Genomic DNA, 23,567 nt, shown 5'->3' on the forward strand with positions numbered 1-23,567 from the left:
TTGTGGGGGGCGTTAGATTAACGCTTACGGCTTGAAGCTTGAAGCTTGAAGCTAGCGGCTCGCTGCGAGCGTAATCGATACCGATTCGGCGAAGCGCAGCGCGTGGGGCTTGTCGACTTCGACTTCGGCATACAGCACCGATGCATTGGTCATCACCAGATCGAGCAATTCCTGGGTCAGGCGTTCGAGCAGCGCGAAGCGGTTGCCTTCGACGTGGGCGATGATTGCCTTGGTGATGGTGCGGTAATTCAGCGCGTGGTCGATGTCGTTGTCACGCACCGCTTCCTGAGCCGCGTACAGAATGGTCAGGTTGATCAGCACATCCTGCTTGTTGAGGATTTCGTCCTCGTTGATGCCGATAAAGGTGCGCAGGCGCAGATCCTTGACCCGGATGCGCGCCATCCCCGGTTGAAGTTGTGGCATTGATTTGCTCCGTCCAGTCTATTGCAGGCGTTCAGGTGGATCTTACTCGACTCGCGGCCGAAGCGGGACGGCCTATTTGACGTGCCGGCCGCCGTTGACGGTCAGGGTCGTGCCGGTGACATAGGGATTGTCGAGCAGATAGCGCAGGCTCTGATAGATCACCTCGCTGCCCGGCTCGATACCTAGCGCGGACTTGGCCAACGCCTTGGTGCGGTACGCCGTGTCATCTTCGGGGTTGAACAATAACAGCGCCGGGGCGATGCCGTTAACCTTGATGGCCGGCGCAAAGCGCGCGGCAAACGACAGGGTCAGACTGTCGAGCCCGGCCTTGCTGGCGCAATAACCGATGTGCTTGCTGCTGCCTTTGCGGGTGACATCGTCGCTGATGTGGATGATGTCGGCAGGCGTCGAGCGCTGCAGCAACTCGGCGCAGTGCAGGTTGATCAGGTAAGGCGCGAGCATGTGAATGTTGAACATGCGATTGAAGGCTTGTGCTTCGCTGCCCTGGGTTTCCGCCAGCCATTCGGAGGCGTTGTGCACGACGGCGCGCAAGCTCTCGGTGTGGGCTTTCAGCGCGTCGATGAAGGCAAGAATCCCGGCCTCGCTGGAAAAGTCCGCGAACAGCGCTGTCGCACCAAGATCGCGAAGGGCCTGTACGCCCGGTCGCTCGGTGCGGTAAGTGAAAATCAGCGGGTGGCCATCCTCGATCAAGCGCTGCGCGCAGTGCAAACCGACACGCTGGCCGGCGCCGGTGATGAGGATCGGGGCTGCGGAATCTGGCATGGGCGGCTCGCATCGCGGTTGAAGCGAAAACTATAACAGGCTCGCCGCCCGCTGCAGATCAGCGATTCTGCGCCGACGGTGCGCCAGCCAATGGCCGCGTCGGCGTGCTGTTCAACCAGTTCGCCAGCAGACGCGTCGACAACGGGATGAAGAAATACACCATCAGCGGCGTCAGGCACGCCGTGCCGATCAAGATGCGCGGCAACAGGCTCAGCTCAGCGAGCAGCGGGCCGAGGGCAAAGTTGAATATCAGCGACACCGGAAAAAACGCCAGCCAGATCGCCACGGCCTGTTTCCAGCGCGGCGGGCGTTGGCCGGCAGCACCAAACCAGCCTTCAATGCCGCTGACCCGGTGCTCTTTGGGATGTTCGAAAAGATCGCTGCCACGATTCAGCCAGGCGGTACGCGACGCCGAGTATTCCCACGCGTGCAGGGTCTGCTCATCGACAAAGCGGAAGATAATCTGGAATTCGTTGTCACCGGGCGGTGGCGCGAGGACGCCGGAGCCGAGGTAGCCGGGGAAGTCGGTGGCCAGTTGCTCGCCTTCGCGCAACCAGGCGATAAGATCGTGATAACGGCCATCGGCGACGCGACGCGCTACCATTAGCGTGACGGGGGAAGTAGACATTTTGTATCTCCGTATTTCGAGTGCGTCGCTCCGGGTAAGAGCTTCGCCTGACGCAGGCCGGGGTAGAGGCTTGCGCTTTACAACAAGCAAGGATTATTCCTGATTTTGTCGATTAAACCAGCAGCTTTCGTCGCAGATCACTACTTGAAGGTTTCCAGTCCATCATGTTTAAAATGGGATCCAATGAACCGACATGGAAGTTGACCGCCAGATGCCTGTAATCACGGACCCTCGCCCGGCTTCGACAGCTCTCGGCACGATCGAGCGCGAAGAGCTATTTCCCATCCGCGAAGTGGCGCGCCTGACTGGCGTCAACCCGGTGACCCTGCGTGCCTGGGAGCGCCGTTACGGACTCATCCAGCCGACGCGCACCGAAAGCGGGCATCGTTTGTATTCCATGAACGATATCGAGCGCGTGCGCAGCATTGTCGACTGGATCGATCGCGGCGTGGCCGTGAGCAAAGTCGGCAAGATCCTGGCGAAAACAGAGCCTCTGAAGGTGCTGGCAAACTTCATCCCCGATGACCATGTGCAGGCCGATTACAAGCAATGGCAGGAGCAGGTTCAGCAGGCGGTCAGTGCGTTCGACGATCAGCAGCTGGATCGCGTCTACGGGCAGATTTTCTCGTCGTACGCGCTGCCGGTGGTGTTCGAAGCCATTCTGATGCCGTTGTGGCGTCAACTGCTGCAGCGCCAGGACGCTTTCGGGCAAACCAGCGAATGGTTGTTTCTCGACGGATTTCTCAGGGTGCGTGTACTGCAGCGCATTGTCATGTTGCGTGGTGCGCAACCGCGCCGGGTGATTGTCAGCGCGCTCGCGGGGCAGTGCAGAGAGCTTGAGTTGCTGGTCGCGGCGCTGTTTCTCAGCGGCAACGATTCTGGCGTGCGGGTGCTGACCACGGGCCAGCCGTTCGATGAATTGACGCTGGTCTGCGAAAAGGTCAAGCCTGACGCACTTGTACTGTTTTCCAATCATGCCCCCGGTCCAGAGCTGCCCCGGCGCCTGAATCGTCTGGCACTGAGCCTCGATTGCCAATTGATGTTGGCCGGCGATGCCTCGGAACTGGCCGAAGACAGTCTGGCCGGTTCATCCGTTGCATGTCTAGGGAATGAGGGCGCAACAATGCGTCAACGCATGAAGCAATTCATGGCAGGCAAGCTGGATACCTGAGACTCAGGCGTGCAGGGCGGGGTGGGTCAGGCGATGCTGTTGCAGGATGAACTGGCGCAGGCGCTCGGTTTCGTCGGCATCGGTCTGGCTCAGTTCGTAGGCGAAGAAACCTTGCTCGGTTTCACGCTCGAAATGGCCGCGCAACGAGATGCGCTCATAACCGGAAGGGCTGAACCACAGGGCGAAATGTTTCGGTGGTTTGGTCTTGTTGCGCACTTCCAGCAACACACCTTTGTGCGACACCTCGTGCACCCACAGCGTGCCGGGCTGGCCTTTGGCGTTTTCCAATGCCACCGGCTCTTCCAATACCAGGCGCCACGGCCGCACCATCGGGCCGTCTTCATAGATGCTCGGCACCCCGAGACGCAGATGCAGCGCGTGGAACTCGTCTTCCACCAGATGCAGCGGGAAAGTCATCTGCTGATTTTCGAAGTTTGCCTGGATCGTCACTTGCTCGTGAGCAGCCAGACGTGTCAGCAGGTCACGGATCTGCGAACCACCATTAACCAGCAGACTCGACGTTGCATCCCGCACGTTCAGTTGCGGGTTGTGCTGCATTGTCTGGATGAAATCCAGCTCGTCCTGGGTGAGGAGGGCGTCGCGCTGCATGGCTAACTCGAAGTGAATAGTTACAAAGTCATTGGTGATTGTAGTTAATGACCGTCAGTTCGCGGTTTTGTTTGCGCCGTTCGTCGCTTTGAGTGCCGCCAGCTCGCTTTGCAGCGCCGCCACTTGAGCTTCCAGCTGTGCAACGCGCTGCTGCGCCTTGACCTGAAGCGTTACATCCTTCTGCACGCCGATGAAATAAGTCTGCCCGTCCTCGGCATTCTTTACCGTCGACAATGACAATTCGTTCCAGAACGGCGTGCCATCCTTGCGGTAGTTGCGCAGAACCTCACGACACGAGCCGCCTTCGCGCAATGTGTCGCGAATCGGTTGCAGACTGAGTTGATCACGGTCCCCAGCCTGGAGGAAACGACAGTCCTGATAAAGGATCTCTTCGCTGCTATAACCGGTCATGCGCTCGAAGGCAGGGTTGACGTAAATAAGGATGTTGTCCTGCTCGCCTTCCTTTTCAGCGACCACGATTCCGTCATTCGACGCATTGATCACCATTTGCAGCAGGCTGGCGTTGATCATCCGAGAATCCCTTCCGTTATGTCAGTGGCAGGCATTCTAGAAGAAAGCCGCGGACTGTCTATAGGCCATCCGCTTGCATTGAGAGCCAATCGCAACTTCGCGGCATGGGCTGTTACTATCGCGGCTCTTTTTTTTCAGTTCCAGGATCAGATTGATGAAAGTCGCCATCCTCTCAGGTTCGGTCTACGGCACCGCCGAAGAAGTCGCCCGCCACGCCCAGAACCTGCTGAAAGCCGCCGGCTTTGAAACCTTCTACAACTCGCGGGCCGCGCTGGCCGATATTCAGGCGTTCGCTCCTGAGGCTCTTTTGGCCGTCACTTCGACCACTGGCATGGGCGAGCTGCCGGACAACCTGCAACCGTTGTATTCGATGCTGCGCGATCAGTTGCCTGCTTCGTTGCGGGGCCTGCCCGGCGCGGTGATCGCCCTCGGTGATGCCAGCTATGGCGACACCTTCTGCGGCGGTGGCGAGCAGATGCGCGAACTGTTTGCCGAACTGGGCGTAAACGAGGTTCAGGAAATGCTGCGCATCGACGCCAGCGAAAGCGTCACGCCGGAAACCGATGCCGAGCCGTGGCTGGCGCAGTTGATTGAAGCGCTCAAAGGCTGATTGCGGGCAATAATCGCTGCACCTTATAAGCGTTGTTGCATTGCAACGGATCCAGGCTGTTTGCCCGGCTGACTCGTTCAGTCATCAAGCTGGCTGCCAATGCAACTACGCGATGCCCTGCGCCTGACTAGACTGCTGACACGAGCAGAACAAGAAGAACGCAGAGGTGCATACAGTGAGCGTAGCCCCCGTCCAATCGTCGCCGAACGTCAAAGATCAGGTCAGCGCTGCCGAGTGGCAGACCCGCGTTGATCTTGCCGCCTGTTACCGTCTGGTCGCGCTGCACGGCTGGGACGATCTGATCTTCACGCATATCTCGGCCAAGGTGCCCGGCACTGAAGATTTCCTGATCAATCCGTTTGGCCTGATGTTCCACGAGATTACCGCCTCAAGCCTGGTGAAAGTCGATCAGGCCGGCAACAAACTCATGGACAGCCCCTACGAAATCAACCCCGCCGGCTATACCATTCACAGCGCCGTCCACGAGGTGCGCCACGATGTGGTTTGCGTGCTGCATACGCACACTGCGTCAGGCGTTGCAGTGTCGGCGCAAAGGCAGGGGGTGTTGCCGATCAGTCAACAGTCGTTGTTCGTGTTGTCGAGCCTGGCCTATCACGCCTACGAGGGCGTGGCCCTGAATCATGAAGAAAAGGCGCGCCTGCAAGCCGATCTCGGCGACAACAGTTTCCTCATGCTGCACAACCACGGTCTGCTCACCTGCGGCGGGACTATCGCCGACACTTTTCTGATGATGTTCACCTTCCAGCGGACCTGCGACATTCAGGTCATGGCGCAGACTGGAGGGACCGAACTGATCGCCATCGAACCGCAGATTCTCGCCGGCGCCAAAGCGATGATTGCCGGCGTCACCAAGAGCGCGCAGGGCATGGGCGGCGCGCTGGCGTGGCCGGCGCTGCTGCGCAAACTCGACCTGCAGGATCCGGGGTATAAATTCTAATGCCACTTGCCGAGATTCCTTTGTGTGTCTGGCGCAAGCGCAGCCGGACCTTTGTTTTTCGTGGCCAGTCGATCCGCTACTGGACAGTCGGGCAGGGTGAACCGTTGCTGTTGATTCACGGTTTCCCCACCGCCAGTTGGGATTGGCATTACCTGTGGCAGCCACTGGCCCAGCGTTATCAGGTGATCGCCTGCGATATGCTCGGTTTCGGCGATTCGGCGAAACCGCGCAATCACACCTATAGCCTGCTGGAACAGGCCGATCTGCAACAGGCACTGCTCGCCCATCTGCAGGTTGAACAAGCCGTGCACATCCTCGCCCACGACTACGGCGACAGCGTTGCTCAGGAGCTGCTCGCGCGGCACTACGAAAAACGCATTGAAGTGGCCAGTTGCGTATTCCTTAATGGCGGTCTGTTTCCGGAAACCCATCGTCCACTGCTGATGCAGAAACTGCTGCTCAGTCCGATTGGCTGGCTGCTTGGTCGCGCATTCAGTCGTGAGGCGTTGGTCAAAGGTTTCCGGCAGATCTTCGGCCCGCAGACCCAGCCGACTGAAAGCGAACTGGATGATTACTGGAGTCTGGTCGACAGCAACCATGGCCCGCGCATCCTGCATAAATTGATCACTTATATCCCCGAGCGCCGGGTGCAACGTGAGCGCTGGGTGACGGCCATGCAGCAGGGTGACATTCCCTTGCGGGTGATCGATGGCGCATTTGACCCGATCTCCGGCGTGCACATGGTCGAGCGATATCGCGAACTGATCCCTGATGCAGACACCGTGCTCTTACCCGGCATTGGCCACTATCCGCAAACCGAGGCGCCGGTGCTGGTACTCAAGCACTATCTGGCGTTCCGCGATCGTCTGGTATTGCCTCCGCGCAAAGTGGCGTACTCCTGATTCTCGCCGAGAGCACGGGCTCTCGGCGTCCTGACACTCGATCATCCCCCAGCCTTATCGCGCACCATTCAGCCGCAGCCGTGTTCGTTGTGACCCAAAGCGTCGTGCCTGACACTCGGGTTCATTACCACTTGGCCTGCTGGAGTTGCCGCGATGAATGAACCTGTGCGTTTCGAAGATAAAGTCGTGATTGTCACCGGCGCCGGTGGCGGCCTCGGTCGTGCGCATGCTCTGCTGTTCGCCAGTCAGGGCGCCAAAGTGCTGGTCAACGATCTCGGTGGCTCGACGCAGGGCGAGGGCGCCAACGCTTCGGCTGCCGACCGCGTAGTGGCGCAAATCCGCGAGGCCGGCGGTATTGCCGAAGCCAACCACGACTCGGTGACTGACGGCGACAAACTGGTACAGAACGCCCTTGATGCCTTCGGCCGCGTCGACGTCGTAGTCAACAATGCCGGGATCCTGCGCGACAAGTCATTTCACAAGATGGACGACGCCGACTGGGATCTGGTCTATCGCGTCCACGTCGAAGGCGCCTGCAAGGTTACCCGTGCCGCCTGGCCGCATCTGCGCGAGCAAAACTACGGTCGCGTGATTTTCACTGCGTCGACTTCAGGCATCTATGGCAATTTCGGCCAATCCAACTACGGTATGGCCAAGCTCGGGCTGTACGGGTTGACCCGAACGCTGGCGATCGAAGGGCGCAAGAACAACATTCTGGTCAACGCCATCGCCCCGACCGGCGGCACGCGCATGACCGAGGGCCTGATCCCGCCGCAAGTATTCGAGCAACTGAAGCCGGAACTGGTCAGCCCGCTGGTGGTGTATCTGGCCAGCGAGCAATGCCAGGAAACGTCCGGCCTGTTCGAAGTCGGCGGCGGCTGGATGGGCAAGGTGCGCTGGGAACGCAGCCTCGGTGCCGGCTTCGATCCGCGCGAAGGGTTCTCGCCAGAAGACGTCGCGGCGCACTGGCAGCAGATTTGTGATTTCGAAGGGGCGGCGCACCCGAAGGACAATATTGAAGCGTTGAAGGAAATGATGGCGAATTTGCAGAAGTATTCGATTTGAAGGTAACGGAGCCACCAGCCTTCGCGGCTGGTGGCTCCAGTTTTCAAATGTATCTTTGTTCTGTCATGAACTTGGGCGGCTGCCAGTTAGGTCCTTTGATAGCGAGGCCCTTTTCCCCCTCCAGCAAAATCCCGGCAGCGAAGAGCCGAGAGTACGACGCTTCCAGGGTCCCATACTCGTTGATCAGGTCTCGATTGTGGCGTCTGATCATCATGTCCAGATGTGGCGTTGCCTGAAGTAACGCGAACACAGTGACTATGTCATTTCATCTCCAGTCTCGTCTGGGTTGAAACCACGCCCGCTGTGCTTTCCCTTTTCGGTTGCTCCCTCATAAGGACTGCTGAACACCACATAAAGCGGCTCTATCCCCGAATCGGCTGGAAAAACGATGATGAATCGATCCCAGCGTTCGACCAGGATCGGGTTCAGATCCAGCCGCCCTTCAATCGGAACAACGGAAGCGCCGGAATAGGCGGGCGAACCGGTATCCGCTATTGGCAAGGCGGTCGATTGGTCACCCGGTGTGTTAGCGGGTGTCCAGGTCAGCAAGTCGGTGGGCGAGTCCGATAGCGCGATCTTGTATAAGTCGTTGACCAGATCGTATGCGGCATTGAGAACCAGCACACTTGAGCGAATATGGAAGTCATCGCTCATAGCGACGAACACTTGCGTGCCAGCCCCGAGTCGCCTGACCCCTAGCCCGACCTGCATCTCCAAAGTGCCCTGCCGGTCTGCGATTTCACGCAGCGACTCGGCCGGCTCGGACGACAACTCGGCCAGTCGAACGCTCATGGCGAAGCGTTCGCCGTTGCCCAGAGGTGACGGCATCAACAGCGCTGCGAATCCCATCAGTACCGGACTGCCGAGCAGCGCCGTGCCCGTCGCTGTCAGGGTCGCTTTTGCCGTACGTAACGCATTGAGTATTCCCGCCGAGGTGGCCGGGCTGAGCGGGACGGCTGTCGAAGCGAAAGAAACGGCCGGGCCGTTGCGGGCCACTGCTCCATAAGCCGGAAAGACATGCTTGCGTTCCTCCTGTAACCGAGCCTGTTCTGCCGCATTGGCCAGCGCCGCTGCTTCAGCTTTGGCTTGTGCCTCGGCCTGGGCGATTTTCAACGCAGCCAGCCGCTCTTTCTCCCGAGCTTCAGCCTCAGCATTCAGGCGCGCGGTCTCAGCCGCCAGTCGAGCCTGTTCGGTATCCCGACGCTGTTTCTCCGCCAACGCGGCCAGACGCGCCTGTTCGCGTACGCGGATTTCTTCCTGCTCCCGGCGCACCCCTTCGGCAATGTCACGCTGGCGCGGATCCAGTTCTAACGGTGGAGGCTTTGGCATATTCATATCCTTTTGAATGTGCGTTTTCACTCGCTCGAAAGTGCGCACGGGTGGCGATGACATCCGTGTCACCAGCGAATGGTTGAGGTGTTTCAAGTTACATCAGAGTGGCGGTAATCAAATCCGAGAAGCCCGTCGGTAACAGGGCGTTATGTCGAAAGGGTTTTCGCGGGTTTTCATCGATGCAGAGGGAATTCGTCCGAGCTTCGAAGAAATGTCTGACGCGCTGATCGGAAGCGCTCCCGAACCGCTAACCAGCCTTTTTAAACGCCCATAAAAAAGGCCGCTGCAAACGCAGCGGCCAAGGTAAGACGTTGGATCAAGGAGCTACAAATCAACGTCAGTGAACACCGGGGCGGTAAACCGAAAACATCGATTTATCCAGAATCTGTAGCCAGTCGCTCGCGATTCAGCGTGGCGAGCTTGGCGCTTTGCGGCGTGTGCCGAGGAAAGCGCGCTCAGAATAAGGTCTCAAGCCTGTAGGAAAAATACCGATTCCAGACATGCACTGTTACGGGGCGCGCAACAGTGGCGTGCGCATGGATGGCGCTGATGACGCGCTATCCAGCCAGTCCATGAACCGCCCCAGGCCCCGCCGTACAAGGCCATTCATCCTTTCGAGCGACAACGCAAATACCTCCTTGGTGCGCTTATCGACCGCTTCACCCGGCAGTAGGGTGGGGCCTTCTGTCACTCACCGGGGAAGACGCATGACAAAAACAACAATGCGCGCCATCTTCACACCGCAGGCGCTGGCCGCTGCGGTGGCTTTGGGTTGCTGCGCCCAGGCGCAAGCGGTCGCGTTCAACATCGGCGAAATCGAAGGCACCTTCGACTCGTCACTTTCGGTCGGCGCGAGCTGGGGCCTGCGCGATGCCGACAGTTCGCTGGTCGGCACGGTCAATGGCGGCAGCGGACAATCGTCCACCGGTGATGACGGGCGCCTGAATTTCAAGAAGGGCGAAACCTTTTCGAAGATCTTCAAGGGTATCCACGACCTCGAACTGAAGTACGGCGATACCGGCGTGTTTGTGCGGGGCAAATACTGGTACGACTTCGAACTCAAGGACGAAGACCGCGAGTTCAAACAGATCAGCGACAGCGGCCGCAAGGAAGGCGCCAAGTCTTCCGGCGCGCAGATCCTCGATGCCTTCGTCTATCACAACTACGCCATCGCCGATTTGCCCGGCACCGTGCGGGCCGGCAAGCAGGTGGTGAGCTGGGGCGAAAGTACCTTCATCGGCAACTCGATCAACAGCATCAACCCGGTCGACGTCTCGGCATTCCGCCGTCCCGGTGCCGAGATCAAGGAAGGCCTGATTCCGGTGAACATGCTGTTTGGCTCGCAGAGCCTGACCGACAAACTCTCGGTCGAAGGCTTCTACCAACTGGAGTGGGACCAGACCGTTCTCGACAACTGCGGCACGTTCTTCGGCGTCGACGTGGCGGCGGACGGTTGCAACAACGGCTACACCGTCGGCAGTCCGGCTGTGGCGCCACTGGTGCCGCTGACCACCGCGTTCGGCCAAGGCATTCAGGTCACCCGCGAGGGCGTGGTGATCCCCCGTGGCGGTGATCGCGATGCGCGCGATTCCGGGCAATGGGGCACGGCGCTGCGCTGGCTCGGCGAAGACACCGAGTACGGCCTCTACTTCATGAACTACCACAGCCGTACGCCGACAGTCGGCACCACCACGGCGGGGCTGTCGACACTGGCGGCATTGCCAGGCATGGTCGGCATTGCCAACGGCCTCGCGCCTGGCAGCGGTGCGGGGCTGGCGCAAAGCGTGATGCTCGGGCGCGGTCAGTACTACCTCGAATACCCGGAAGACATTCGCCTTTACGGCGCCAGTTTCTCCACCACCCTGCCCACCGGCACCGCGTGGACCGGCGAGGTCAGCTACCGGCCGAACGCGCCGGTGCAGGTCAACACCAACGACCTGACCCTGGCACTGGTCAACCCGATTGCCGGCGGCACCGCATCGCCACTCGCCACTTCGCCGGGTGCCGACAACAAAGGCTACCGGCGCAAGGAAGTCACGCAGATCCAGAGCACCCTCACACACTTCTTCGATCAGGTGCTCGGCGCCGAACGCTTGACCGTGGTCGGCGAAGCAGCGGTGGTGCATGTCGGTGGTCTGGAGTCACGCAGTGAGCTGCGTTATGGCCGTGATTCGGTCTACGGCCAGTATGGTTTCGGCGGCGATACCGACGGCTTCGTCACCTCGACTTCTTGGGGCTATCGCGCCCGGGCGATTCTCGATTACGCCAACGTCATCGGCGGGATCAACCTCAAGCCCAACCTGTCGTGGTCCCATGATGTCGCCGGTTACGGCCCCAACGGACTGTTCAACGAAGGTGCGAAAGCCATCAGCTTCGGCGTCGATGCCGACTACCGCAACACCTACACCGCAAGCCTGAGTTACACCGACTTTTTCGGTGGCGACTACAACGTCCTCGAAGACCGTGACTTCGTGGCCCTGAGCTTCGGCGTGAACTTCTGATCTGCCCGAGAAGGATGACTGCAATGCGCAAAACGATTCTGCAATGTGGCGTGCTGGCCTTGAGTCTGCTGGCCGCCAACGTGATGGCGGCGGTGTCGCCGGATGAAGCGAACAAGCTCGGCACCAGCCTGACCCCGCTCGGCGCCGAGAAGGCCGGCAATGCGGACGGTTCGATTCCGGCCTGGACCGGCGGCATCCCGAAAAACGCCGGTGCGGTGGACAGCAAGGGCTTCCTCGCCGACCCGTTTGCCAACGAAAAACCGCTGTTCACCATCACCGCCGCGAACGTCGAGCAGTACAAAAGCAAGCTCTCCGATGGCCAGGTGGCGATGTTCAAACGCTACCCGGAAACCTACAAGATCCCGGTTTACCCGACCCACCGCTCCGTGGGGGCGCCGGCGGAAATCTATGAGTCGGCCAAGCGCAGCGCGCTGAACGTCAACGCAATCAACGACGGCAACGGCCTGGCCAATTTCACCGGCAACCGCTACTACGCCTTCCCGATTCCGAAGAACGGCGTCGAGGTGCTGTGGAACCACATCACCCGCTACCACGGTGGTAATCTGCGGCGGATCATCACCCAGGTCACGCCGCAGACCAACGGCAGTTACACGCCGATCCGCTTCGAAGAAGAGATCGCCGTGCCGCAACTGATGAAAGACATCGACCCGGATAAAGCCGCCAACGTACTGACCTTCTTCAAGCAATCGGTGACCGCTCCGGCGCGGCTGGCCGGTAACGTGCTGCTGGTGCACGAAACCCTCGATCAGGTGAAGGAACCGCGTCTGGCGTGGATCTACAACGCCGGTCAGCGCCGCGTACGTCGCGCACCGCAAGTGGCCTATGACGGCCCGGGTACAGCGGCCGATGGCCTGAGGACTTCCGACAATTTCGACATGTTCTCCGGCGCGCCGGATCGCTACGACTGGAAACTGGTCGGCAAGAAGGAAATGTACATTCCCTACAACAGCTACAAACTCGACTCGCCAAAGCTCAAGTACGACGACATCGTCAAGGCCGGGCACATCAATCAGGACCTGACCCGTTACGAACTGCACCGCGTCTGGGAAGTGATCGGCACGGTGAAACCGAACGAGCGGCACATCTACGCCAAGCGCCACATGTACATCGACGAGGACAGCTGGCAAGTGGCACTGGCCGATCACTACGACGGTCGCGGGCAACTGTGGCGCGTTGCCGAAGGTCACGCGCAGTACTACTACGATCATCAGGCTCAGGCTTACACGCTGGAAGCGCTCTACGACATCATTGCCGGCCGCTACATTGCGTTGGGCATGAAGAACGAAGAGAAGCACAGCTTCGAATTCGGTTTTGAAGCCAAGGCTGCCGATTACACACCTTCGGCCCTGCGCGCCGAGGGCGTGCGCTAACGGCTCTGCTGTACCGCTGGACAAAAGGCGACCGCACGGTCGCCTTTTTTATGGCCATCAATCAGCGTGCTGAATACTCGTCAACAAGGGCGCGGGAGAGGGCTAGGGTGAGCGCACAACGATAAGAAGGCTCACCCGATGACCGCCATGACCCCGTGCCTGGATCGACCCGGATTTTTGCCCAGGCTTTCTTCGCATCATCAACTTCGCAGCCGTTTGAGCGCACCTTTGCTGACATCGAACGCACGGGTCAGGCTGTTGTGCGCGCCCGCAGGCAGCGGCAAAACCGCACTGCTCACCGAATGTCTCCTTCAGGTGCGCGCGGAGTGCGAGGCAATCTGGCTGCCGCTGGCGGGAGCGGCGCTCAGCACCGAAGAATTCTGCCTGCGTCTGACGCGGGCGCTCGGGCTGGTCGAAGGCCTTGACGATACGCAACTGATGGCGGAGCTGGCCCATTGGTCGAGGCCGACGTCGCTGTTTATCGACGATTACAGTCGGCTGCCGGATCCGGCTGTGGATGCTCTGCTGGATCGCTTGCTGGCGGTCAGCAGCCCGGCGCTCACCTGGTGGATCAGCACTCGCCGCCGGCCGCAGTGCAACTGGCCGCGCCTGTTGCTCGATGACGAACTCTACGAATTCGAGAGCGCCAGCCTGGCGCTGACTCACGATGAAGTTGTATCGGTGTTGCACCATTTGCCGCCTGACCAGGCGGACCGCGTCGCCACCCGTATCATCCAGCGTACTGGCGGTTGGTGCGCGGGGGCGCGCATGGCGCTCCTGCAGAAATGCGACTGGTCGCAAAACCTGCAACCGCAGCAGCGTGTCGACACTCTGCTCGATTATCTGCAGCATGAACTGTTCAGCAACCTGACGCCGGAGCAGGACGAGGCATGGCGTGTGCTGGCTCACCTGCCACGGTTCAATGCGCCGTTATGCGAGCATTTGTTCGGCGCCGGCGAAGGCGCGCGGCTGCTGCACGATCTGCAGGTGTTGGGCTGCTTTATCGAGCCATGGCAGCAATCCGCTGACTGGCTCCAGGTGTTCCGCCCGCTGTCGCGAATCATCCAGGAGTCGCACTGGCCGTGTGCGCGTTCCTGGCACCGGCGCGCCTGTCAGTGGTTCAGCGCGACGCAGGATTGGCGAGCGGCGTTCGAGCAAGCGTTGTTGGCCGAGGAATACGAAACTGCCGTCAGCCTGTTGCAGCATTTCGGCTTCGAAGACTTGTTCGAAGACCAGACCGTCGTCCTGCTGTTGCGTTTGCACGAGCAGCAAAGCCAGCAACTGACCCTGATGACACCACAGCTGATCGTGCTGGTCACGGGCGCCTTATTGTTTGCCGGCCGGTTCGAACAGGCCGGGCAATGCCTGGCTCATCTCGGCCGCTTCATGCCGCAGCCGACAGCGCAACTGGAGCAGCAACTGCTGGCCCGCTGGCAGGCGCAACAGGGATGGCTGTTTCACCTGCAAGGGCAAATGGAGCCGGCACGCGCCTGCTTTCAGGAGGCTTTGTCTGCACTGGCTGACGATGCCTGGCAGGCGCGTTTGATGTGCCTGTCGGGACTGACCCAGCAGGCGTTACTGTGCGGCGAGCTGGATCAGGCCCATGCCCTCAACCGCGAAGCGCTGTGCCTGGCGCGTGCTCACGGCTCCTTGCTGTTCGAAGGCTTGCTTGAGCTTGACCATGCGCAATGGCTCGAGCAGCGGGGCGCGCCTTTGCGTGCCGAAAGCCTGCTGGTGGAGATCGAGCACTTGCTGCGCCAGCGCGCCACAGTGCCCGTGCCACTGCTCGGCCGGATTGCCCTGCGGCGCGGACGACTGGCGCTGTGCATGGGACTTGAAGAGCAGGCTGCGCAGTTGTTCAGCCAGGGCCTTGAAGATTGCTTGCGCAGCCACGACAAGCGGGTCTTGTATGGTTATCTGGGGCAGGCGCAACTGGCCGGCAATCGCGGCGATTATGCCTGCGCTTTCGAACGCCTGCGCGAGGCCGAAAGGGTCATGCAGCAGCGGCAGATTCCCGATACGGTCTATCGCGGTGTTGTGTTGCAGGTGAGCAGCCAGTTCTGGTTGCAGCAGGGCCGACCGCATCTTGCGCAAGAAGCGTTGAGCCGACTGTTACGGCATTACCGGGGACCTTCGGCGTTGCAGGCGCCACCCGCGACGTTCGAACTGATTATTCGCATCGAATACCTGCTGGCCTGCGCGAATGCGCAATCGGTCCCGGACGAAAGCGCTCTGTCAACCATTGAGCGATTGTTGAAGCGCGCTCAGGCCAAAGGCATGTTGGCGGCGGAAACGGAATTGTTGCTGGCCTTCGCCCAGTTGGCCGAAGCGCACGGTGACACGGCGGCGGCGCAGCAAGCGTTCCAGCGAGCCGCAACGCTGGCGGAGCGTTGCCGATTGCAGCAAGCCGTGCGCGAGTGGGAATTACGCCGAGGTAGCCTCACTGGGTCTGGCAAGGAGGTTTCTGCCTGGCCACGGGAAAACGATGATCAGGCGCCTGGCCTCAGTCGGCGCGAACGGGAAGTGCTGATGTTGATTGCTCAAGGGGCTTCTAATCAGCAAGTTGCCGAGCAACTGTTTATTTCATTACATACAGTAAAAACTCATGCGAGGAGGATTAACGGTAAGTTGGGTGTAGAACGCAGAACTCAGGCTGTGGCGAAAGCCAAGTTGATGGGGATACTGGTTTAGTTTTGTAAATTTCAGTAGCACAACATGGTGTTCGTTGTTGGGTGGCATGTTTTGTAATTTGTTCGAGCTTCATGTCGGCTGAAAAAGAAACTACCTTGCAATTATCGGCGGTGGCTGCACTTGCAGCTCTGGATAATCAAGTAAGGAAAGTTTGTGGCCAAGTTATATGAAAGTTTGATGCGTGGTTCTTTCGGTGAGCAGGTTACCTGGCCGGAAGAGTGGGAAAAGGCAACACAGGCTAAAACAGATCTGTTCAAGATCATCGACGCCATACCGAGCGTGCTGGATATTCTGCGCAGCATGCTTGAGGGTGAATTGAAGCGTCTGGGCAAAACAGTTGATATCGACAAGGTCTATATCAATACGGATCCTGCTTTCCCTGCCGATGAAAATCGGCCATCAGGCACTCTTTGGGATGTGACGGTTCATTGTCTGAATAACCATATAAGTCCTGCCTATATTATGGGTGGCGATGGGGTTTTTGTTCTGCCGGATACGTTCAGTGAGCAATTCAAAGTCAAGGTGCTCAATACCATTGTTGTTGAAGATCTGATCGCTGCTGTAACTGCCGGACTGGAAAAAACATTGCGAGCCGAGATCGCAAAGTTCTGGGCTGCGCCAGCGAAACCCGTCCATGCCGACAATGCACCGCTGTCGAACAAACAGGCTTTCATCAAGGCCTATGCCGTGGTCACCGGTGCAGAGCTGTCGCTGTCGGTCATGGCCAACAATTTCGATGCCCGATTGGGCGAGCGATTCGCTCATCTGCTGGAAGCAGATGCCGGTCGCGCAGCGTTTGAAGTCAACCTGCAACCGGCACAGGATTATCTTCTGGTGCGCCAGCCCTGTTTCGTTCTGGACAACGCCGAGCGTGCGGTCGCAGAGATGCAATTGGTCAACGAGTCGACTTCCTATTTGCTGCACACGCCGGAAAACGGCTTTGAGTTCTTTGAAAGAAATACCGATTTGCACAGCAAACTTCAGCAGAGACTTTCCCTGCGTAGCGAGCAGATCAGTTATCCGAAAGCCACGCAAAGTCCTCATGCATTTTGTGCAGAGGCTCACCTCAAAGGTCAGCTTGAAAGCGTGGCAACCTTGATCAGTGGCCGGGCACAACTGGAAAAACCGCTCACCTCCATGCTTCAAGAGAATCAAGGCCTGCATGTGCTGCGTTACGGTATCGACACCCGCTTTTATCTGCTTTGGGCAGCACTGAAGCGCACCGACTGGCCGCTTTGGCTGCATGCCGCTGGTAGCGATGTTCAACAACGTTTTAGCGAGCTTGAAGAATCCAAAGACCAGTATGAGGCTGCGTATTCGAGCGCGTTCGATACGTGTTTTTCTTTCAAGGACTATGTGGTGCGCACGTTCGCCGCATGGGCGCAGAGGGCCTTTGACGAACGTCTGGATCCAGAAGCGATCAGTGTCCATAGCTCGTACACTTTGCAAGTTGCCGGACGGACCATCGAACAGGAAGAAACCCGGACGCTGACGGAGTTTCTTGTTTTCGGTCTGCACGACAATGGTTACAAAGCGACTCTGACCATCATCGGCGCTCCCGACGGAAGTCGGCTGACGGCAGTAGCGCTCGAGCAGTGGCTGGAAAATCGTAACCTGCGCCTGGAGTTTACCGGCAGTCTTGCATACTCGCCGTCGGTTGCTTGGCAGGAGGCCTATCGCAACTATCTCTTCAGCCAGATGGAGTTTGCAGTTTTTGTAGCTCGCCAGTCCGGGAAGCTGGATTCCACCGATGCGAACATCATCGCGCGAGCCATGGCCAACGACCCTGCGGTGACTATTCAGGGCTTGAAAATCAGGCTGCAAGTCCCAGCATTGAAAGATGTTCTGATGATTTCGGCCAAAGAATACGCACCGTCGCTGATGTTGGTCAAAACAGCTGACGGGCAATTCGAACTGCAGAAATTTTCCGATATCTACGCGGCGAACCGCTGGCTGGAGTCGGCATTGTCGGCGGATCGTGAATACGCCGCATTGGTGATCCATCCCGACTACCTGCACGAGGCGGGTGAGTTGCTTGGCAGCGCTGGTACTCAACTGAGCTACCGCTACACGCTTGATAGCCGGCCGGTCGATCTTTATCTGAACGCCAAGGCACCTTTGGCGGACTACGTAAATGTCGCCTACCGAGCCGAAGTTGCGCTGCACAAGGCCATTGCACCGGCAGCTTATCGGGCGCTTGGCATTGAGGGGCGCAAGCGCTATTCGCGTCTGACAACCGAACTCAAGGCGCTGTCCACGGTTGATGCAAGAGACAATGGTTTTCCGACATTCGAGCAGTTCACCTATGACGCGGTGAAAGCCCAGATAGAAGACCTGTTGCGTTCGCGCGGCAGCAACATTTCGGTCAATCCCGACCAGATCATTATTCAGACCGAAGAGTTTCGTAAGAGCGTTACCGACGTCCTGCTTGAGGGACTCGCTTTCGAAGCGGTGCATCCGGCCTATGAAACCAAGTACAGCCCCAAATATTACTTGGTGAATGGACATCCCCTCGTTGAAAAACTGGATATCCGGGATTTGTCTTCGCTATCGAAAACCTTCCGCCCTGGTGACCGATACAGCGCGATGCTGGAAGAGCAATATCTGAACAAGGCTCATCCTGATCACGCTTTCAAGCGCGCGGTACACGCCCGGAAAATCCGCTGTGAGATGTATCGCAATGCGTTTGCCGATTTCACCAACGGCAGATTATCGACAGAGTCTTTCTCTGCTGTCCAAGGGGTTATCGATAACCTGAAAGAGAGTGGCGGTTATCAGTCGGTAGGGACCAGCACCGCCGAAGGTGATATCGGGCTGTACAAATTCAATATTGGCGCGCTGGGTCTGACGACTCCTGGGGACCGCGCGGTTGGCGGCGTTTATATTTTTCGACTGAAGTTGTCGTCAGGTTTCTTCGACTTGCTCTATACGCCTGACGCGCCGGATCAAGTCAACTTCCGGCCGATCGCTGAGTTCATTCCTTCGATTCGTTTTCGAAAAGGCCCGTTCAGGAACTATTACAGCGAGCGGATACTGCTGGTTGACCAGAAAGTGACCAATGACTACTTCGATAATCTGGTCGCAACGGTTGATACCCGACCGGTCATTCGCACACAGCAGCGTTCGTTACTGCCCGATCTGTTCACTTTCCATGACGAGCGAGTGCGCCGTGTATTGAGTGACATCGACGAACGGACCACCAGTCTCAACGAAATAATCGCCGGTGTGGTTTATGAAAATCTGTTGAAGGCCGCAAACATTGTCAGCCTGCTGGTGCCACCCGTAGGCACTGTGGTGGTGGCTGTGCAGGTGATGAAAAGCATCTACGACGCGTCGCAGTCGCACCGGCGCGGTGATTATTCCGCCGCGCTGGGGCATGTGCAGGATGTATTGAGCGGACTGCTGACATTGGGTCAGGCTGCAGCGGCGGGGGCGCCGGCTAAAGAACTTACCCGTGCGCAACGCTCGTTTCTCAGTCTGTTTGAAGACGCCCGCACGGTCGCGGAGCTGGTTACGTATTACACCGGCCATGAAGACCCCGCCGATGAACTGATCGGGTTCTTCAAGGCACTGATGCAAGAGGCTGAGTCTGCATTCAGCAAGACCACGGTTCGCTGAGCCGTTTCGAGGGCTCATAGTCTGATTTATCTTTCGTAACCCATGCGCCAGCTCACGGCCCGCGTCGCAGCCAACAACCGCTGCGCCGCCGGGCCGTTTTCGTCGGCGTGGAACAGTGAGGTCGGGCCGACGATGGTCAGCACCGCAGCGATCTGCCCGACCGCGTTGAACACTGGCGCAGAAAGCGCATCCACACCCGGCATCAACAAACCATGCACGTGATGCAGACCGCGTTCGCGGATCTGTTCACACAGCGCTGCATAGGCTTTTTCGTCCTTGAGGGGATGCTTCTCGACAGCGATCTCCTGCTCGCGCAATTCATCGGTTTCCCGGTGCGGCAGGTAAGCGCTGAACACCAGCCCGGTGGACGAGCTGAGCAGCGGCAGCACCGAACCCAACTGCGTCACCACCGTCACCGCGCGCACCGCCGGTTCAATGTGCACGACGGTTGCGCCCTGATTGCCCCACACCGCGAGAAAGCAGGTTTCGTTGAGTTCATCGCGCAGCTCGGACAGCGGCAGGGCGGCAACTTTCAGCACGTCCATGCTGTTGAGCGCGGCCAGGCCCACGCGCAGTGCTTCGCGACCGAGGCCGTAATGGTTGGTGGCGGTGTTCTGTTCGGCAAATCCGGAGGCTATCAACGCCTGCAGATAGCGATGCACCTTGCTTGCCGGCATCTGCACATGTTCGGCCAGACGCGACAGCGAAGTCGACGGTGACAACTCGGCCAAAGCCTTGAGGATGTCGGTGCCGACTTCGGCGGAGCGGACTTTCTGTTTGCCGTTGCTGTCGCTGGTTTTTTCCATGGGGCTGGCGGTTCCGGTTCGAATGGGCGTCTTTATAGCTTGACGCTGGATAGCGAGCAAATTACGTTATGCGTAATCAGATTACGATAATAACAACCCCGGCGTGCCGAGACCTCTGAGCCAGAGCGATGGGCCACTGCCGACTCCCTGTTCAGGAGGCTCCATGAACCCCGATTCAACCGCGCAGGACCTGGTTTACCAGTCCGGCTTCGGCAACGAATTCAGCACTGAAGCGTTGCCCGGCGCGCTGCCCGTTGGCCAGAACTCTCCGCAGAAAGCCCCGTACGGCCTGTATACCGAGCTGTTCTCCGGCACCGCCTTCACCATGCCGCGCAGCGAAGCGCGGCGTACCTGGATGTACCGGATCCAGCCATCAGCCAATCACCCGGCGTTCGTCAAACTGGAACGGCAACTGGCCGGCGGACCGTTGGGTGAAGTAACCCCCAATCGTCTGCGCTGGAATCCACTGGAGCTGCCGACCGAACCGACGGATTTCATCGATGGCCTGGTCAGCATGGCGGCCAACGCCGGTGCCGAGAAACCGTCTGGCATCAGCATTTATAACTACGCCGCCAATCGTTCGATGGAGCGGGTGTTCTTCAACGCCGATGGGGAAATGCTGCTGGTGCCGCAACTCGGTCGCCTGCGTATCGCCACCGAACTGGGCGTACTCGAAGTGGCACCGCTGGAAATCGTCGTTCTGCCGCGTGGCCTGAAATTTCGCGTCGAACTGCTCGATCCACAGGCACGCGGCTACCTCGCCGAGAACCACGGCGCGCCGCTGCGCCTGCCGGATCTGGGGCCGATCGGCAGCAACGGTCTGGCCAATCCACGGGATTTCCTCACCCCGGTCGCTGCCTACGAAAACCTGCAGCAACCGACTACTCTGGTACAGAAATTCCTTGGCCAGTTGTGGGCCACCGAACTCAATCACTCACCGCTCAATGTGGTCGCCTGGCATGGCAACAACGTGCCGTACAAATACGACCTGCGCCGTTTCAACACCATTGGCACGGTGAGTTTCGATCATCCCGATCCTTCGATCTTCACCGTATTGACCTCGCCGACCAGCGTGCACGGTCTGGCCAACCTCGATTTCGTGATCTTCCCGCCGCGCTGGATGGTCGCCGAAAAGACCTTCCGGCCACCGTGGTTCCATCGCAACCTGATGAACGAATTCATGGGTCTGATCCAGGGCGAATACGACGCCAAGGCCGAAGGCTTCGTGCCCGGTGGCGCTTCGCTGCACAGCTGCATGAGCGCCCACGGCCCGGACGGCGAAACCTGCACCAGGGCGATCAACGCCGAGCTTGCACCTGCAAAAATCGATAACACCATGGCCTTCATGTTCGAGACCAGCCAAGTGCTTCGTCCAAGTCGTTTCGCCCTCGAATGCCCACAGTTGCAACCCAGTTACGACGCTTGCTGGGCGACGCTGCCCGCCACGTTCGACCCGACCCGGAGATAACCCATGACACAGAATTCCATCCCCCGCAGTTGGGTCGCTTCGGCCAACGGTCACAGCGATTTCCCCTTGCAGAATCTGCCGCTGGGCGTGTTCAGCCTCAAGGGTTCTGCGCCGCGCGCTGGCGTAGCGATCGGCGAGCACATTTTCGATTTGCAGGTGGCGCTTGAGGCCGGTCTGTTCGACGGTGTCGCACGCAGTGCGGTGGAAGCCATGCACGGCGGGCAGTTGAACGCGTTCTTTGAACTTGGCCGTGAGGCGCGGGTGGCCCTGCGCGAACGCCTGATCGAACTGTTCAGTGAAGGCAGCACGCTGCGCGGCAACATCGAAGCGCAAGGCGCGAAACTCTTGCCGTTGGCTGCCGATTGCCAGATGCACCTGCCGGCACGGATCAGCGATTACACCGACTTCTACGTCGGCATCGAGCACGCGCAGAACGTCGGCAAACTGTTCCGCCCGGATAACCCGCTGTTGCCGAACTACAAGCACGTGCCGATCGGTTACCACGGTCGCGCTTCCACGGTGCGAGCGTCCGGCACCGACGTGCGCCGGCCGAAAGGCCAGACGCTGCCGGCCGGGCAGACCGAACCGGTATTCGGTCCATGCGCGCGTCTGGATTACGAACTGGAACTGGGTATCTGGATCGGCCAGGGCAATGAGATGGGCGAGCCGATTGCCATCGGTGACGCTGCCGAGCACATCGCCGGTTTCTGCCTGCTCAACGACTGGTCCGCGCGGGATATCCAGGCTTGGGAATACCAGCCACTCGGCCCATTCCTGTCGAAGAGTTTCATCACCAGCGTCTCGCCGTGGGTGGTGACGGCTGAAGCACTGGAACCATTCCGCACGGCGCAACCGGCCCGCCCTGAAGGTGATCCGCAGCCGCTGCCGTATCTGCTCGACAAGCGCGATCAGGATGGCGGCGCCTTCGACATCGAGCTGGAAGTGCTGTTGCGTACCGAAACCATGCGCGAGCAGAACCTGCCCGCCCATCGCCTGACCCTGAGCAACACCCGCTACATGTACTGGACCGTCGCGCAAATGGTCGCGCACCACAGCGTTAACGGTTGCCAGTTGCAGGCCGGCGATCTGTTCGGTTCGGGCACTTTGTCCGGCCCGGAAAACGGCCAGTTTGGCAGCCTGCTGGAGATCACTGAGGGCGGTAAGAAACCGATCGAACTGGCTTCTGGCGAAGTGCGCAAGTTCCTTGAGGACGGTGACGAAATCATCCTGCGTGCCCGCTGCGCCCGCGACGGTTTTGCCTCGATCGGCTTCGGCGAATGTCGCGGCACCGTGATCGCTGCGCGCTGACAGGAGCGGCTTATGGATCTCTATGGCTATTACCGTTCCACTTCATCGTACCGGGTGCGGATTGCGCTGGCGTTGAAGGGCCTCGATTACCAGGCGTTGCCGGTCAACCTGATCGCACCGTCGGGCGGTGAACATCGGCAACCGGCGTATCTGGCGCTCAATCCGCAGGGCCGGGTGCCGGCCCTGCGAACCGATGACGGCGCGCTGCTGATTCAATCGCCGGCGATCATCGAGTATCTGGAAGAGCGTTACCCGCAGGTGCCGTTGCTGCCGGATGATCTGCTGGCGCGCGCGCAGGTGCGCGGTGTCGCGGCGGTGATCGGCTGCGACGTGCACCCGCTGCACAACGTCAGCGTGCTCAATCGCCTGCGCCAGGCGGGGCAGAATGAGGCGCAAGTTGTGGAGTGGATCAGCCATTGGATCAGCCAAGGGCTGGCAACGGTGGAGCAGTTGATCGGCGACAGCGGTTTCTGTTTTGGCGAATGGCCGTGCGTGGCAGATGTGTATCTGATTCCGCAGTTGTATGCGGCTGAGCGGTTCAACGTCAGCCTGGAGGCATATCCGAAGATTTGCCGTGTGGCTGCCTTGGCGGCTGAACATCCGGCGTTTATCAAGGCGCATCCTGCCAATCAACCAGACACCCCGTAATTCCTGTGGGAGCGAGCCTGCTCGCGAAGACGGAGTGTCAGTGGCCTTTCATTCAGCTGACACACCGCTTTCGCGAGCAGGCTCGCTCCCACACAGGTTTGTGTGGGCCTCAAGGATGGTGGCA

General features: G+C 59.3%; 19 protein-coding genes. 12 read left to right on the plus strand and 7 right to left on the minus strand.

What is annotated here, in order from left to right:
• Positions 1 to 51: 51 nt before the first annotated feature.
• The 3 genes from folX to NF676_RS05045 all read right to left on the minus strand — a co-directional run bounded on the left by folX (position 52) and on the right by NF676_RS05045 (position 1,834).
• Positions 52 to 423 (minus strand): dihydroneopterin triphosphate 2'-epimerase, encoded by a 372-nt coding sequence (gene folX / locus NF676_RS05035; RefSeq protein WP_016771653.1) that lies wholly within the window; start codon positions 421 to 423, stop codon positions 52 to 54.
• 72 nt (positions 424 to 495) lie between these two features.
• On the minus strand, positions 496 to 1,206 hold the full coding sequence (gene folM / locus NF676_RS05040) for a dihydromonapterin reductase (protein ID WP_252887333.1): 711 nt from the start codon (positions 1,204 to 1,206) through the stop codon (positions 496 to 498).
• Between the two features lie 58 nt (positions 1,207 to 1,264).
• Entirely contained in the window at positions 1,265 to 1,834 is a 570-nt protein-coding gene (locus NF676_RS05045; protein ID WP_041477999.1) for a putative antibiotic biosynthesis monooxygenase, read from the minus strand.
• 211 nt (positions 1,835 to 2,045) lie between these two features.
• Here NF676_RS05045 and NF676_RS05050 point away from each other — a divergent pair, with 211 nt between their 5' ends.
• A complete protein-coding gene (locus NF676_RS05050; protein ID WP_095180389.1) occupies positions 2,046 to 3,005 on the plus strand; it encodes a MerR family transcriptional regulator in 960 nt (319 codons plus the stop codon).
• 3 nt (positions 3,006 to 3,008) lie between these two features.
• On the opposite strand, the gene NF676_RS05055 is transcribed toward NF676_RS05050, so the two are convergent.
• Positions 3,009 to 3,614, minus strand: a complete 606-nt coding sequence (locus NF676_RS05055) for a hypothetical protein (RefSeq protein WP_024011639.1) — start codon at positions 3,612 to 3,614, stop codon at positions 3,009 to 3,011.
• A 54-nt stretch (positions 3,615 to 3,668) separates the two neighbouring features.
• The gene (locus NF676_RS05060; RefSeq protein ID WP_252887334.1) at positions 3,669 to 4,145 is read right to left on the minus strand and encodes a PAS domain-containing protein; all 477 of its coding nucleotides are present in this window, start codon (positions 4,143 to 4,145) and stop codon (positions 3,669 to 3,671) included.
• A gap of 154 nt (positions 4,146 to 4,299) precedes the next feature.
• On the opposite strand from NF676_RS05060, the gene NF676_RS05065 reads away from it, so the two are divergent.
• The 4 genes from NF676_RS05065 to NF676_RS05080 all read left to right on the plus strand — a co-directional run bounded on the left by NF676_RS05065 (position 4,300) and on the right by NF676_RS05080 (position 7,680).
• Entirely contained in the window at positions 4,300 to 4,755 is a 456-nt protein-coding gene (locus NF676_RS05065; protein ID WP_041478001.1) for a flavodoxin, read from the plus strand.
• 175 nt (positions 4,756 to 4,930) lie between these two features.
• Positions 4,931 to 5,713 (plus strand): class II aldolase/adducin family protein, encoded by a 783-nt coding sequence (locus NF676_RS05070; protein ID WP_252887335.1) that lies wholly within the window; start codon positions 4,931 to 4,933, stop codon positions 5,711 to 5,713.
• Positions 5,713 to 6,615, plus strand: coding sequence for an alpha/beta fold hydrolase (locus tag NF676_RS05075; protein ID WP_150636130.1), 903 nt, complete (start codon positions 5,713 to 5,715; stop codon positions 6,613 to 6,615). Before NF676_RS05070 ends, NF676_RS05075 begins: the two co-directional genes overlap by 1 nt.
• A 153-nt stretch (positions 6,616 to 6,768) precedes the next feature.
• Complete coding sequence (locus tag NF676_RS05080) at positions 6,769 to 7,680, plus strand: SDR family oxidoreductase (protein WP_252887336.1); 912 nt, start codon at positions 6,769 to 6,771, stop codon at positions 7,678 to 7,680.
• A 255-nt stretch (positions 7,681 to 7,935) separates the two neighbouring features.
• On the opposite strand, the gene NF676_RS05085 is transcribed toward NF676_RS05080, so the two are convergent.
• A complete protein-coding gene (locus tag NF676_RS05085) occupies positions 7,936 to 9,072 on the minus strand; it encodes an S-type pyocin domain-containing protein (protein ID WP_252887337.1) in 1,137 nt (378 codons plus the stop codon).
• Positions 9,073 to 9,719: 647 nt separating this feature from the next.
• Here NF676_RS05085 and NF676_RS05090 point away from each other — a divergent pair.
• From NF676_RS05090 to NF676_RS05105, 4 genes are all read left to right on the plus strand, one after another.
• On the plus strand, positions 9,720 to 11,513 hold the full coding sequence (locus tag NF676_RS05090) for a DUF1302 domain-containing protein (RefSeq protein ID WP_252887338.1): 1,794 nt from the start codon (positions 9,720 to 9,722) through the stop codon (positions 11,511 to 11,513).
• 23 nt (positions 11,514 to 11,536) lie between these two features.
• Positions 11,537 to 12,904: a DUF1329 domain-containing protein gene (locus NF676_RS05095; protein ID WP_252887339.1), complete on the plus strand. Its 1,368-nt coding sequence runs from the start codon at positions 11,537 to 11,539 to the stop codon at positions 12,902 to 12,904.
• 138 nt (positions 12,905 to 13,042) lie between these two features.
• Entirely contained in the window at positions 13,043 to 15,595 is a 2,553-nt protein-coding gene (locus tag NF676_RS05100; protein WP_252887340.1) for a LuxR C-terminal-related transcriptional regulator, read from the plus strand.
• Positions 15,596 to 15,748: 153 nt separating this feature from the next.
• A complete protein-coding gene (locus NF676_RS05105) occupies positions 15,749 to 19,213 on the plus strand; it encodes a dermonecrotic toxin domain-containing protein (protein ID WP_252887341.1) in 3,465 nt (1,154 codons plus the stop codon).
• Between the two features lie 26 nt (positions 19,214 to 19,239).
• Here the strand turns inward: NF676_RS05105 and NF676_RS05110 are convergent, their stop codons facing one another.
• Positions 19,240 to 20,019 carry an IclR family transcriptional regulator gene (locus NF676_RS05110; RefSeq protein ID WP_056782991.1) on the minus strand — a complete coding sequence of 260 codons (780 nt, stop codon included), beginning with the start codon at positions 20,017 to 20,019 and terminating at the stop codon, positions 19,240 to 19,242.
• Positions 20,020 to 20,182: 163 nt separating this feature from the next.
• On the opposite strand from NF676_RS05110, the gene hmgA reads away from it, so the two are divergent.
• From hmgA to maiA, 3 genes are read left to right on the plus strand one after another with little or no spacing between them, the layout of a single operon-like run.
• On the plus strand, positions 20,183 to 21,487 hold the full coding sequence (gene hmgA, locus NF676_RS05115) for a homogentisate 1,2-dioxygenase (RefSeq protein ID WP_150636140.1): 1,305 nt from the start codon (positions 20,183 to 20,185) through the stop codon (positions 21,485 to 21,487).
• A 3-nt stretch (positions 21,488 to 21,490) separates the two neighbouring features.
• Positions 21,491 to 22,795: a fumarylacetoacetase gene (gene fahA / locus NF676_RS05120; protein ID WP_056782995.1), complete on the plus strand. Its 1,305-nt coding sequence runs from the start codon at positions 21,491 to 21,493 to the stop codon at positions 22,793 to 22,795.
• Positions 22,796 to 22,807: 12 nt separating this feature from the next.
• The gene (gene maiA / locus NF676_RS05125) at positions 22,808 to 23,443 is read left to right on the plus strand and encodes a maleylacetoacetate isomerase (protein ID WP_252887342.1); all 636 of its coding nucleotides are present in this window, start codon (positions 22,808 to 22,810) and stop codon (positions 23,441 to 23,443) included.
• The last annotated feature ends 124 nt before the right edge of the window (positions 23,444 to 23,567 follow it).

Source organism: Pseudomonas siliginis, from assembly GCF_024072275.1.
Classification (GTDB): Bacteria; Pseudomonadota; Gammaproteobacteria; order Pseudomonadales; family Pseudomonadaceae; genus Aquipseudomonas; species Aquipseudomonas siliginis.